This is a genomic window from Enterobacter cloacae complex sp. 677-3DZ2D5B, assembly GCF_004136695.1.
GTDB lineage: Bacteria > Pseudomonadota > Gammaproteobacteria > Enterobacterales > Enterobacteriaceae > Enterobacter > Enterobacter hormaechei_C.
Map to the genome: position 1 here is coordinate 135,466 of NZ_QFLS01000002.1, position 13,360 is coordinate 148,825.

12 protein-coding genes are annotated in these 13,360 nt (G+C 56.6%); 1 reads left to right on the forward strand and 11 read right to left on the reverse strand.

Annotated features, from left to right (window positions below):
* Positions 1–3: 3 nt before the first annotated feature.
* The 10 genes from DD597_RS05095 to kbaZ form a co-directional block, all read right to left on the reverse strand.
* Positions 4–1,176, reverse strand: a complete 1,173-nt coding sequence (locus DD597_RS05095; RefSeq protein WP_023314897.1) for a MalY/PatB family protein — start codon at positions 1,174–1,176, stop codon at positions 4–6.
* A 12-nt stretch (positions 1,177–1,188) separates the two neighbouring features.
* Complete coding sequence (gene malX / locus DD597_RS05100; protein ID WP_129255989.1) at positions 1,189–2,760, reverse strand: maltose/glucose-specific PTS transporter subunit IIBC; 1,572 nt, start codon at positions 2,758–2,760, stop codon at positions 1,189–1,191.
* 117 nt (positions 2,761–2,877) lie between these two features.
* Complete coding sequence (kbaY, locus tag DD597_RS05105) at positions 2,878–3,750, reverse strand: tagatose-bisphosphate aldolase subunit KbaY (RefSeq protein ID WP_003861740.1); 873 nt, start codon at positions 3,748–3,750, stop codon at positions 2,878–2,880.
* A gap of 12 nt (positions 3,751–3,762) precedes the next feature.
* Positions 3,763–4,905 carry an SIS domain-containing protein gene (locus DD597_RS05110; RefSeq protein WP_003861737.1) on the reverse strand — a complete coding sequence of 381 codons (1,143 nt, stop codon included), beginning with the start codon at positions 4,903–4,905 and terminating at the stop codon, positions 3,763–3,765.
* A 246-nt stretch (positions 4,906–5,151) separates the two neighbouring features.
* Positions 5,152–6,285 carry an N-acetylglucosamine-6-phosphate deacetylase gene (gene nagA / locus DD597_RS05115; protein ID WP_022651906.1) on the reverse strand — a complete coding sequence of 378 codons (1,134 nt, stop codon included), beginning with the start codon at positions 6,283–6,285 and terminating at the stop codon, positions 5,152–5,154.
* Complete coding sequence (agaF, locus tag DD597_RS05120) at positions 6,282–6,716, reverse strand: PTS galactosamine/N-acetylgalactosamine transporter subunit IIA (protein WP_003861734.1); 435 nt, start codon at positions 6,714–6,716, stop codon at positions 6,282–6,284. The genes nagA and agaF overlap by 4 nt, the downstream gene beginning before the upstream one ends.
* Positions 6,717–6,733: 17 nt before the next feature.
* The gene (gene agaE, locus DD597_RS05125; protein WP_022651905.1) at positions 6,734–7,612 is read right to left on the reverse strand and encodes a PTS N-acetylgalactosamine transporter subunit IID; all 879 of its coding nucleotides are present in this window, start codon (positions 7,610–7,612) and stop codon (positions 6,734–6,736) included.
* Entirely contained in the window at positions 7,602–8,381 is a 780-nt protein-coding gene (gene agaW, locus DD597_RS05130) for a PTS N-acetylgalactosamine transporter subunit IIC (protein ID WP_003861730.1), read from the reverse strand. Before agaW ends, agaE begins: the two co-directional genes overlap by 11 nt.
* Positions 8,382–8,391: 10 nt before the next feature.
* Positions 8,392–8,865, reverse strand: coding sequence for a PTS N-acetylgalactosamine transporter subunit IIB (gene agaV / locus DD597_RS05135; protein WP_003861728.1), 474 nt, complete (start codon positions 8,863–8,865; stop codon positions 8,392–8,394).
* A gap of 19 nt (positions 8,866–8,884) precedes the next feature.
* Positions 8,885–10,192 (reverse strand): tagatose-bisphosphate aldolase subunit KbaZ, encoded by a 1,308-nt coding sequence (kbaZ, locus tag DD597_RS05140; RefSeq protein ID WP_129255993.1) that lies wholly within the window; start codon positions 10,190–10,192, stop codon positions 8,885–8,887.
* A 239-nt stretch (positions 10,193–10,431) separates the two neighbouring features.
* On the opposite strand from kbaZ, the gene DD597_RS05145 reads away from it, so the two are divergent.
* The gene (locus DD597_RS05145) at positions 10,432–11,235 is read left to right on the forward strand and encodes a DeoR family transcriptional regulator (RefSeq protein WP_032607968.1); all 804 of its coding nucleotides are present in this window, start codon (positions 10,432–10,434) and stop codon (positions 11,233–11,235) included.
* A 541-nt stretch (positions 11,236–11,776) separates the two neighbouring features.
* Here DD597_RS05145 and garD read toward each other — a convergent pair.
* Positions 11,777–13,348, reverse strand: coding sequence for a galactarate dehydratase (gene garD, locus DD597_RS05150; protein WP_003862678.1), 1,572 nt, complete (start codon positions 13,346–13,348; stop codon positions 11,777–11,779).
* Positions 13,349–13,360: the final 12 nt, after the last annotated feature.

Consider the following 13,360-nt stretch of genomic DNA (forward strand, 5'->3'; position numbering starts at 1 on the left):
TTATCAGTAATGCTTCAGCATTCGGTTGATGGACTGTTCCAGCCAGTAGCGCTGGGTGCCGAAGTTAATACGCAGGTAGTTTTCGCCGTTTTGTACGTAGTGGCTGCCATCTTCGATGACCACGCCAGCCTGTTTGGCGAAATGTTGGGTTAGCGCCGTCGCACTGCGATCGTCCGCACTGACGTCTATCCAGGCGAGATACGACGACTCCGGGTTCATCATCTTCCATGCAGGGAAGTGGGTCTGGATAGCATCCGCAAGGTAGCGGGCATTGCCGCGCAGATAACCATTCAGCGCGTCGAGCCATGGCAGACCCTGCTGATAGGCCAGAATAATTCCCCACACGCCGAAGATATTGGGCGAGGTAATGGAGTTCTTCTCCAGCTGCTGGCGGAAACGCTGGCGCAGCGAATCGTCTGGAATTATCGAGTAGGATGTTTTTAGCCCGCCAAGGTTGAACGCTTTATTGGGGGAGGTCAGCACAATCAGGTTGTCCTGGGCGGCACAGCCCGAAGTCAGACAGCTGACGAATGTACCGTCCAGAATGTGCTCGGCGTGAACCTCATCAACCACCAGAATCGTGCCGTAGCGCTTACAGAGATCGGACACCTGGCGTATCTCATCCGCGCGCCAGATTCGGCCCGAAGGGTTATGCGGCGAGCAGAAGAACCACAGTTTTGGACGGTGAGTTTTGAGCTGAACTTCAATCAGATTAAAATCCAGGTGATAGCGGTTTTCCTTCACGCTCAGCGGATTTGCAAGCACCCGCACGCCCTGTCGCTGTGTCGCCATCGCAAATGGGTCATACACCGGGGTGTTCATCATCACGCAGTCGCCGGGTTTGCAGAACGCCTGAACCGTATAGTGCAGCGTGGAAACGGTGCCGTAGGTCAGGGTGATCCATGACTTATGCACCTCAACCTGATGACGGGTGCGCTGGAAGGCGATGACCGCATCGTAGAATTCGTCGAAGCACCAGGTGTAACCGAAGGTGCCATGCTCCACGATGCGCTGGAAGCCTTCAATCACGGCGGGTGGCGAGGTGAAATCCATGTCTGCTATCCACAGCGGGATAAATCCCTCCGGGACATCACCGAAACGCGAGCACACAAACGCATGATCCCATTTACGGCATTTATCGCTTTTACGCTCAATGATTCTGTCGAAATCAAACACAACGTCCCCCTGTTAAATTAAGGCTTCAATGCCGGATTTGACGCTCTGCACCTGCGGGCCGATGATCACCTGAACGCTGTGGGCATCAAGCACCACGACTGACAAGGCGCCCGCGGCCTTCAGCGCCTGCTGGTCGATAAGCCCCATATCTTTCACCACCAGACGTAAGCGGGTGATGCAGTTGTCGAGCGACTCAATATTCTCTTTACCGCCAAGCGCGCGAAGAATAAGCCCATGATCGTATTTTGATTTTCCACGTGCCCGGGTATTGGCTTCCACCGACTGGAGCGCACCCTGCGCGTCAACCTCACGGCCCGGCGTTTTAATATCGTGCCTGAGGATGTACCAGCGGAAGACGAAGAAGTAGATAGCAAACCAGGCCATACCCACCGGGAACAGCAGATACCATTTGGTCGACATCCCCTGCATGACGCCGAAGATCAGCAGATCCAGAATGCCGCCGTCGGTGTTGCCGATAGTGACGCCGAGAAGCGCCATCACCATCAGCGCCAGGCCAGACATAACGATATGAAACGCGTAAAGCACAGGGGCAATAAACAGGAACAGGAACTCAATCGGCTCTGAAATACCCGTGACCACTGAAACCAGCACGCCAGAAAGCAGCAGCCCTTTAATCACCGGACGGTTTTCCGGACGCGCGGTGCGGTAGATAGCGTAAGCCACGGCAGGCAGGCCGAAGATAAAGGTCGGCATAAACCCTTGCGATAAAAATGCCGTAACGTGCGGGCTAAACGGCAGGCCGGCTTTCAGCTCGGCGTAGAAAATGTTCAGCGCACCGGCCACTTCCTGGCCGTTAACCATCTCAATGCCGCCCGCCGGGGTGAAGCGCACCATCGCCAGCAGGATGTGGTGCAGGCCAAAAGGTTTGAGCAGCAGTACGCCCACGCCATACAGGAACGGCCCAAAGACGCTGGTGCTCTGGATGATATGACCAATCCCGGCAATGCCCATTGCCACATATTCCCACAGCAGGGGGATGAACAAGCCGACCAGCGACAGGGTGAGGGCGGTAACAATCGGTACAAAACGAATGCCGCTAAAGAAGGCAAACGCGTCGTGCAGCACCGTGTCCTGGAAGCGTTCGTGCAGGAAGTAGGTGATCACCCCTACCACAATGCCGCCGAGCACGCCCATCTCCAGCGTTTGAATACCAAGCACGATGGATTGTCCCACCTGTCTCATGGTGGCGGCGTCCGCAAGCTGGTGGGTGGCGGTCAGGTAGTAGTTGATGCTCATGTTCATCAGCATGTAGCCAACGAATCCGGCAAAAGCGCCCACCGCTTTATTACGTCTGGCAAGGCCCATCGGGATCGCCATGGCAAACATCAGCGGCAGATAGGTAAAAGCAAAGCCGCCGACCATGGCGATAAAACCAAAGGTGAGCTGCGTTAACTCGCCGCCCAGAAAGGGAAAACTTTTGATGGTGGAAGGGCTGGTGACAGAACTACCGATACCTAACAACAACCCCATAAAGGCCAACAGCGAGACCGGGAACATAAACGTCTTTCCCAGGCTCTGGAAAAACTCCCACGCTTTCGATTTAAACGACTTTTCCTGTGTCATGTAGGGACTCCTCGTATTTTTAGGATAATGGAAGGCGCTGTCCGGCTTAAGGACGCGCCTTCATATTTGCGAGGCTTATAGTTATTTTTTTAGGTACTAACGTTATGCGCGATGGGTTCAGGCTTCAGCCGGAAGCAGCAGCCGGTTCGCCGAGCCGCAAACGGTGATTTTGCTTCTGACCACCTCTTTCATGGCATCCATGCCGACGCGCATGTAGAAGCGCGGATCGTTGCCCTGTGGGTTCTCGGCAAACCAGGCTTTGACTGCGTCAGAGAAGGCGATTTTCAGCTCTGTTGCGACGTTAACTTTGCAGACGCCCAGCTCAATGGTGCGGCGCACATCCTCATCCGGCACATCGCTTGCACCATGCAGCACCAGCGGCACTGTCACTACCTCGCGGATCTCGGCCAGCCGCTGGAAGTCGATTTTTGGGCGTTTGGTATAGAGACCGTGCGCGGTACCGATGGCGACGGCGAGGCTGTCCACGCCTGTCAGTTCGACAAAGCGTTTTGCTTCCTGCGGGTCGGTCAGGAACGCGCTTTCGGCGTCGACGCTCATGTCATCTTCCACCCCACCCAGTCGGCCCAGTTCGGCCTCGACGCTACAGTCGTTGAGGTGGCAGAAATCGACGACCGATTTCACCAGCTTGACGTTTTGTTCGAAGGGGTAATGGCTACCGTCGATCATTGCGCTACGTACGCCGGCATGGACTTTGCGGCGAATGTCGTCCAGCGATTCGTGGTGATCGAGGTGTAGCGCCAGCGGCATGTCATAAGTAAGGGAATACGCGCTGCACAAGGCGTAAATCTCTTCCAGCGCAATATGTTTAAACGTCCCCGGCGTACCCGCGAGGATCACCGGCGATCGCATTTCGCTACAGACTTCGAGGATCGCCTGGATCGTCTCGGCGTTATGGATGTTAAAGGCCGGAACGGCATAGCCCTTCGCCTGTGCGTCCTGCAAAAGATATTTGGTAGAAATAATACTCATGAGCCTGTCCTCTTAAGCCTGCCACGGATGAATAACGACGCCCTGGACCACACGGTTAACCGTACCGCTGGCGGATGGCGTATCCGGCGTATTGCCAACGTGCAGAGACTGGGTCAGTGCGAAGACCTGGGCGTACATCAGGAAGCAGAACGCCTGCTCCATATCGTTAAATGAACGGGAAGGAGGCAGCAGGATATGCGGGCCAGCTTCAATGACCGGATCCGTTTCGGCTGCAATGGCTACCACGCGCATAGCCTGACGATCGCGTCGCAGCTCGGCGAGCAGATCCAGATCGTACTGACGCGTGTACGGATGGCTGGAGACAAACACGACGACCAGCGTTTCGTTGTCCACCAGCGACTTAGGCCCGTGACGGAAACCCGTTGGCGAATCGTAGAATGCCGCCAGCTTGCCGGCGGTCAGCTCCAGCACCTTCAACGCTGACTCCCGTGCGGCGCCCTGTAATCCACCGCTGCCCAGATAAACAATGCGTTTCCACGGTTCGTTACCAAAGACGCCGGGGCTGAAATCGCCAAGCGACGTGAGGATCGCCTGACAGCGATCGGACACGTCGCGGAACGTTTTGCTGTTGATCGTTTCCGGTGCGAATACCGCCAGGCAGCTCGCCATCATGGTGGTGATGCTGCTTGTCATCGCGAACCCGCGATCGTGCGTTTCGGCTGGCATGAGCAGAGCGCAGGCGTTATCGCTGTCGACGGCATTCTGATACAGGCTGCCCGCTTCATTACAGGTGATCGACAGGTGGTAGCACTCCGGAACAAACTGATTCGCCAGCTCAACGGCAGCGACGCTCTCCGGGCTATTGCCAGAACGGGCGAAAGAGACCAGCAGCAGCGGGTGCGCAGGGCTGAAGTAATCCATCGGGTTGGTGACCAGATCGGTCGTAGGTATCGCGGTGATATTTTTTCTCGTGTGGCTGGCAAGCCATGGCGCAATGATGTCGCCGATAAAAGCAGACGTACCCGCGCCGGTCAGAACGATCCGCAGATCGGGCTTGCGCAACAGTGGCGTCAGAAAACTGTCGATCGACGCGCGCAGATTATCAATATTGTTGAGCGAGCGAAGCCAGCTGGCTGGCTGCTGGCGGATCTCTTTTTCGGTCCAGGTGCCGGTGGTGGTAGTGGTTTGTGGCATAACTCAGTCCTTAGTCGTGTGAATTCCACATCAGACGCTGGCAAATGTGTCGCTATCTTTCGTTTCGTTTCACTTGTTCACTTTAGCAGTTAAAGAAAATCTATAGAAAAGAAATCGAAAGTTCAATGGCAAAAAAGAAATAAAACGAAAAGTGTGATCGCGAAAGGAAAGGCGAAGATCAAGGAAAGGAAAAGAAAGGCCTTACGATCGTCTTCCGTAAGGCCAACAGAGCACACTGTGAAGGGGCTACAGGGAAAGAGCCTGACCCTGGATCCAGATCTGCCGGAGGTGTAAACCCGCATCGAGCGCAATAATATTGGCGCGTTTGCCTGGTGCTAACGATCCCAGCAGGTGATCCATACCGAGCAGACGGGCGGGATGCAGCGAGGCCATATGGATAGCGTTTTCTGGGGCGACCCCCGTATGCTCCACCATATTCCGCACGGCGGCATCCAGCGCGAGCGTGCTGCCCGCCAGCCCGCCCGAGGCCGTGCGAACAACGCCGCCCTGCATCTCGACACTTTCACCACACAACGTATAGCCCCCATCAGGCATACCCGCCGCCTGCATGGCATCGGTAATCAGCACCGTACGATCCTTCGCGCAGCAACAACATAGCCGCATGGCTCCAGGATGAACGTGATGCCCGTCGGCAATAAGCTCCAGCCACGCGCGTGGGTCCGTAAGCCCGGCGCCAACCATGCCCGGCTCCCGGTGGTGTAATCCCGTCATGCCGTTGTAGCAGTGCACCAGCCCGTCTGCGCCTGCATCAAATGCGGCCAGGGTTTGCGCGTATGTAGCGGCGCTGTGGCCCAGCATGACGCGTATCCCTTTTTGCTTGAGGTGATGGATCGCCTTCAGGGCATCCACTTTTTCCGGAGCAAGCGCCACCACCCGCAGCGTGTTCTGCGAAACCGCAATCAGCTCATCAAGTTCCGCGAGATCCAGCTCGCGAAACAGTTCTGGCGGGTGCGCCCCTTTGTTCTGCGGTGTAAAGTACGGGCCTTCCAGATAGCTGCCCAGGAGCTGCGCGCCGGGGCCACCGGCATGACAGCGCCGGGCAATGCGCCGTAACGCGCCATGGATCGCCTCCAGCGAAGCGGTGACGGTGGTAGGCAGAAACGCCCCTACGCCTTCACGCGCTTTATGTAAGGCTAACCGGTCCAGCACGTCGGGGGCATCATCCATCACATCCACACCCGCGCCGCCGTGGACGTGGATATCAATGTATGCCGGGCAAAGCAGATCTGCCTCGCGGGTGTTAACCCCTGCCGGAATCGGCTCGATGGCGGTGATGACGCCTCTATCCATACGCAGCTGATGGTCATCCAGCCAGCCTTGCCCGGTAAGCAGACGACGCGCGCGCAGCAGCTGGCTCATATCCCTTCCTCGGCGGGCGCTTCCTCGCGACAGCGTGCAAGTTCATCCACCAGGCTGGTCAGGCCGCGATGGCCGCACTCCAGCGCCTGCAAACGAAAGGCTTCACTGCTTAATCCGTCGCGCTCCAGAACCATCTCCAGCAAAAGCTGGAGATTGGTGCCGGTAATCACTTCGCTGCCGGGGCGCTGCATCGCGAGGGTAGAGGCCACACGAAACGGCGTACCGCCGAGAAGATCGGTGAGAAACACGATATCGTGCTCTGCATCCAGTTCATTCACTGCCTGCTCAAGCTGCGCGGTCAGCCGCGCAGTGGTGGAGCTTTCCGGAAAATCGATGGCGATAAACTGCGGCTGTTCGCCGAGGATTTGCTTCATCGCCTGTTGCAGGCCGCTGGCAAAACCGCCGTGACCCGTCAAAATAATGCCTAACATCGCAACCTCTTTGCTTTTTACAGGAAGTGACAGAATTTACCGACAACGCCCAGCACCACGGTGATACCAATCAGGCGCAGTGGGCTCCAGCCACGGCGTACCAGCCAGAACATGATCAGGGTGTAGACCAGTGGCAGAAAGGCGGGCATCAGTTTGTCGATCACATCGGTTTGCAGTTTGACGACCGCGTCCCCGGCTTTAATCTCGAGTGTGGTATTCAGGCGCACATAGGTTGCCACCAGCGCGCCAATCACTGTCATTCCGACAATGGACGCAGCATGACCAACCTTTTTGGTGTTGGCCTTGATCAGCGGGATCGCGGCGACACCCATTCGGTAGGCATAGTGCGCCAGACCAAAACGCAGGCCGAGATGCACCACGTTAAACAGAACGATAAAGACAACGGCGCCAAGAATGGATCCCTGTAGCGCCAGGCTGGCGCCAATCCCCCCGCAAATGGGCAGCAGGGTCAGCCAGAACATGGCGTCACCAATGCCACCGAGCGGTGCGCCAACGGCAATTTTAGTGCTCTGGATGCTGTTCACATCCTGCTTGGAACGCTCCATTGCCAGAATAATGCCGATGACGAAGGTCACCAGAAACGGGTGGGTGTTAAAGAAGCCCATATGGCCTTTCATGGCGCGCGCCAGGTCCCGCTTATTGGTGTGGATCTTTTTCAGCGCGGGCAGTAGCCCATACAGCCAGCCGGAGGCCTGCATACGCTCGTAGTTAAACGAGGCCTGTAGCAGCATGGAACGCCAGGCGACACGGTTAATATCCTTTTTCGTTAGCTCAGCGCCAATACTCTGATCTTCGTAGACGTTTTCATTCACGCCGGTCAGCAGTGTCTCTTCACTTTCAGACACGCCCGGCAGGGTGGTGTGATTAGATGCCATCTTCAAATTCCTCTTTCTGGGCCGCAGGCGCCGTGGGTTCAGGCGATTTGCGCAGCAGGTCGATCAGCGCCATCGCCAGTGCAGCCGCGGCAATCGCCAGCACCGGGAGTTTCAGCCAGGCCGCGGCGACAAAGCCGATAATGAAGTAAGGGATGTAAACGTTTTTCATCATGATCTTCAGTAGCACGGCGAAGCCGATCGCTGGCATGATGCCGCCCGCGACGCCGAGACCGTCGATCAGACGTTCCGGCAGCACGTCAATGGCGGTTTTCGCATGTTCAGCGCCGAAGTAGATGGGCAGAAATGCGCACAGGAAGTAGAAGACGCCGAGCGCCAGCAGTGCAAGATAGTTGACCCGTTCAATACCACGGGTGTCTGCGTTAGCCGCCATGCGATCGCAGCGGGACATCACGCCGGACATCACCGAGAAGAGGAAGGTGATCCCCATCTGAACCGCCACGGCAAACGGCACGGCGACCCCAACGGCGACATCCGGCTTCACGCCTGTAGTAATGGCAAATGTGGTGCCAACGATGGTGCCGATAATCACGTTTGGCGGCTGCGCGCCCGCCAGCGGCGCGAGTCCCATCCAGACCAGTTCTAATGTACCGCCGGTCAGAATTCCGGTGTGCAAATCGCCCAGAATCAGGCCAACCAGTGGCCCGAGCACCACTGGACGGTGCATGTGTGTTAAGCCGTTAAACATATCCAGGCCCGCTATAAAGGCGAGAAGCCCCAGCGCGAAAGCCTGCAACAGACTGATTTCCATTGTGAATCCCTCAGAGCAGTTTAAAGAGATCCAAAGCAGTCTCTGTTGGAACGCCCTGAACGAAGCATTCCACTCCGGCCGCCTTCAGGCCGTTAAACGCGGCGATATCGTTCGCGTCTACAGATACCGTTTTGGCAATTTGCTGTTTGCCACTGGCGTAATGCATATTTCCGACGTTAATACGGGTGATGGGCACGCCGCCCTCGACCAGCGTTAAAAAATCAGCCGGTGTTTTACAGACCAGCAGAATTTTCTGCCGGTCGGCGGCGCGATGAATGTTGTCGATCACTTTTTGCAGAGACCAGAAACGCACGGCGATGCCTTCCGCAAGCACCATCTCCATCAGGTTTTGCTGAACCGGATCGTCTGCAACCTCGTCATTTGCCACCAGCACCAGGTTCGCCCCCGCAAACCCCACCCACTGTACGCCCACCTGACCGTGGATCAGGCGTTCATCAATGCGGCATAAGACAATGTTTGGCATAGCGTTTTCCTCTTTTTAATTATGCGTGTTGAGTCGTTACGCCTTCGCAGGCGGCATGGTACTGATGGAGTATGTCCTGAATGTGGTCGAGGATGAGTTCCCGTGGTGTGGAGCTGAGAGCACCATCGCGAACTTTGCTGTACTGCAACGGCAGATACTGGCTGATCAGCGGCAGCGGGATCGGTTCATCCGCCAGGTTGCGTACCAGCCGCTCAAAGGCGTCGTCAATCTGGCTGTCTGGCCAGTAATAGCGCACGCGGTCGGAATAGCTGTAACCGCGGGCCAGGCGACGGGCATTGCCGTCGCCGTGATAGTGGCTTTGCCAGTATTCCGGGCGATCGAGCATCACGTTTTCCAGGGCGTGACGCAGCCCTGAGCAGGCTTTTGCCGGCAGCAGCTCTTCTTCAATTGCTGCCAGTGAGAACAGCGCTTCGCGCAGCGCGAAGGTTAGCGCAGGGCCGACTTTCAGAATGGCGAAGTGATCTTTCACCAACTGGCGCAGCGCCTGCGGCGTCTGGTAATCGGTAGAGTGTGCTTCAAATACCAGCGTGTCGTAGGCTTCAACCATCTTGCTCAGCGCGACGGCTTTATGCGGTTGATAGTCACAAACGTGCGCATGGTCGAACTCAACGCCAGGCTGAACGACCAGGCCAATAATGCGCGGCCAGATGTCGCTTAACCCTTCCTTCTCGAATGCGTGGCGGTGTGCCTCAAGCGTGGCGCGTGCCGCCTCTGGCGTGGTGACCTCAAGCTCGGTCAGCGTCTCGTGTGCCCCACCGGGAACCGGAACTTCCGTGCCGATAACGTAGACCAGATCGGCTACGCCAAATTGCTCGAGACAGGTGGTTTCGGCAATTTTAGCCAGCCGAGCGGCACGCCCGGCAACGATTGCATCGGTTAAAGGAACCGGGTCGTCTTCGCAGGACATGCTGCAATCGAGGTGAATTTTTTTAAATCCGGCCGCCACGTAGCTTCTGATCAGATCGTCGGCGTTCGCCATCGCCTGCAAAGCTGGCAGGTTTTGCCAGCGGTTTGGACCTAAATGATCGCCGCCAAGGATCAGCTGTGAGGTGGGGAAACCGAGGGATCCCGCCAGCTTGCAGACAAACCCATAAAAATCGGCGGGCGTCATACCGGTATAGCCGCCAAACTGATCCACCTGGTTTGAGGTGGCTTCAATCAGCAGAGGCGTCTGTTGTGAATGGGCGTAACGTATTGCAGCTTCAAGTACCAGTGGATGTGCGGAACAGACGGCATAAATCCCGTTTGTATTCCCCCGTTTATGTTGTTCCACCATTTCTGTCAGATGTTTCACTTTCCTCTCCATTTCGGATGGTGTTGGCATTCATCTTTCGTTTTGTTTCATTTGATACTGCATTATGGTGATGTAAAAATAAAACGAAAGATAATAGTTTTCCGATCTGTTTCACAAAAGAAACATAATGAAAGGTTTCAGCGGCGATTAAGCTTGCGTCCGCCTACCATACAGGGCTTGCATTCCCTCAAAAGAAAGGCGTTAATAAGAAAAACGAAATGAAACGAAAGTTTATTTACTAAGGAGCTCGTATGAGCAGCACCGATTCATCCGCAGAGAAGCGCATCACCGGCACCAGTGAAAGGCGAGAGCAGATCATTCAGCGGTTGCGGGCGCAGGGAAGCGTGCAGGTTAACGATCTTTCTCTTTTATTCGGCGTGTCGACGGTGACGATCCGTAACGATCTGGCCTTTCTGGAAAAGCAGGGGATTGCCGTTCGCGCTTACGGCGGCGCGCTGATTTGCGAAGGCAATGCCCCCGGCGTGGAGCCATCCGTTGAGGACAAAAGTTCCCTTAATACGGCAGTGAAGCGCAGCATCGCGCAGGCGGCGGTTGAACTGGTGAAGCCGGGTCACCGCATTATTCTGGACTCCGGCACCACGACCTTTGAAATTGCCCGCATGCTGCGCCAGCACACCGATGTCATTGCCATGACCAACGGGATGAACGTGGCAAACGCGCTGCTGGAAGCGGAAGGCGTAGAGCTGCTGATGACCGGCGGGCATTTGCGCCGTCAGTCACAGTCCTTCTACGGCGACCAGGCGGAGCAGTCCTTACAGAATTACCATTTTGACCTGCTGTTTCTGGGCGTCGATGCCATCGATCTCGACCGGGGGGTGAGTACGCATAACGAGGATGAAGCCCGTCTGAACCGCAAAATGTGCGAGGTGGCGGAGCGTATTATCGTTGTCACGGACTCCAGCAAGTTTAATCGTTCAAGCCTGCATAAAATTATTGATACCCATCGAATCGACATGATTATCGTTGATGAAGGCATTCCTGCGGAAAGCCTGGAAGGGTTACGCAAAAGCGGGATCGATGTGGTGCTGGTCTAAAGAGGCTTTTCCCCTCACCCTAACCCTCTCCCCATAGGGGAGAGGGTTCCCCAGTAATTTGAAAGCAAAAACTATAACGTTGCCTCAGAATAACTGAGGGCTTTCAGCGATGCCTCGGTCCGGCTGTAAATCGCTGAGGCGTTTCCTGTAGGCCGGGGCGAGGCGCAGGGATGCGCCGAGAGGGCGGGCTTTACAGGGATGTTACCTCCGCCCGTCCCCGATAAGCCGGAAGGAATAAGCCGAAGGCACCGCGAAGCGGCGATTTTCCGCCGGAAGCCCGGGTCGCCAGGGTGGTGGCGACTGAGCCACCCTGGCACGTTCACCGGTCATGTCGTGACAGAGTAGCAAGGAACATAAAGTGAACGGAATGACCACCAGAGCCGTATGTTTCCCCTCACCCCAGCCCTCTCCCTCAAGGGAGAGGGGGCCGTCTGTGCAGGCATTATTTTGTGGGGAACCCTCAGCCCCATAGGGGAGAGGGGACTGCTCGGTGCGGTTTTTTACCCTCTCCCCGGTGGGGAGAGGGCAGGGTGAGGGACAATCACGTCACCGGCGCCGGGTTAAACACCGCCAGCGAGTTATGCAATCCCCATTGATCGGAGAAGGTTTTCTTCCGCCCGCTTGCCACATCCAGAATGAAGTGGAACAGCTTCCAGCCCACCTCTTCAATACTCTCTTCCCCGGTGGCGATGGTGCCCGCGTTGATATCCATTAAGTCATACCAGCGGTTTGCCAGCTCGGTGCGGGTCGCCATTTTGATCACCGGTACCGCCATCAGGCCGTACGGCGTGCCGCGCCCGGTGGTAAAGACCTGTACCGTAATGCCGGAAGCCACCTGCTGGGTGCCGCAAACGAAATCACTGGCAGGCGTTGCCGCGTAAATCAGGCCGCGTTTGGTTGGTCGCTGGCCAGGGGAGAGCACTTCCACAATCGCGCTCTGGCCGGATTTGGCAATCGACCCGAGGGCCTTTTCCACCACGTTCGCGAGGCCGCCTTTCTTGTTACCCGGAGACGGGTTGGCGCTGCGATCAGTTTTGCCCATGTCGAGATAGTTATCGTACCAGGCCATTTCCTCCAGCAGGCGTTTGCCCACCTCTTCGTTGACGGCGCGCGGCGTGAGCAGGTGGATAGCATCACGTACTTCGGTGACTTCGGAGAACATCACCGTGGCGCCGCAGCGCACGAACAGATCGGAGGCATAACCTACCGCCGGGTTAGCGGTGACGCCGGAAAACGCATCGCTGCCGCCACACTGTGTCCCAACGACCAGTTCAGAGGCCGGGCAGGTTTCACGCTGGCGTTTGTTCAACTTCTCCAGATGGCGCTCTGCCACCTGTAAAATGTCGTCGACCATCGATCTGAAGCCGACATGGTGTTCATCCTGAAGACGCACAACACTGGCATCGTCAACCGGAATGGCTTTCACATCCTCAGTACCCTGCAACAGGCGTTCTGGCTGCAATTTTTCACAGCCGAGACCAATCACCATTACCTCACCGCCAAAGTTTGGGTTAAGGGCGATATTGTGAATCGTACGGATCGGCACGACCGCTGCCGGCGCGTTGATCGCCACGCCGCAGCCGTACAGGTGGTTAAGACCCACCACGCCGTCAACGTTGGGGTATTTCGGCAACAGATCGCGCTCAATAATTTTCACAACGTAATCCACTACGCCCGCCACGCAATGCACGCTGGTGGTGATGCCAAGCAGGTTTTTGGTTCCCACGCTGCCATCCGCATTGCGGTAACCTTCGAAGGTATAACCCTCCAGCGGAGGCAACGGCTCAGGGACGCGGGTAGCCAGCGGCAACGTCTCCAGCGGCGGGGCGGTGGGCAGCTCAACCAGCGACTCCTCAATCCAGCTACCCTGCGGGATAGCGCGCACCGCATAGCCGATGACTTCGCCGTAGCGCACGATTTCACCGTGAGCCGGGATATCGACCAGTGCGACTTTATGCCCCTGCGGAATGTGCTCAATCAGCTCCAGGCCATCCGGAAAGCGGGTGCCAGCTTTTAAGCCATTGTCGTTGACAATAATCGCCACGTTATCAGTATCGTGCACTTTTATATAGAACGCCGTCGGCGACGCCTGTCGAATTTCAATATCGGCCATTGTTCACTCTTC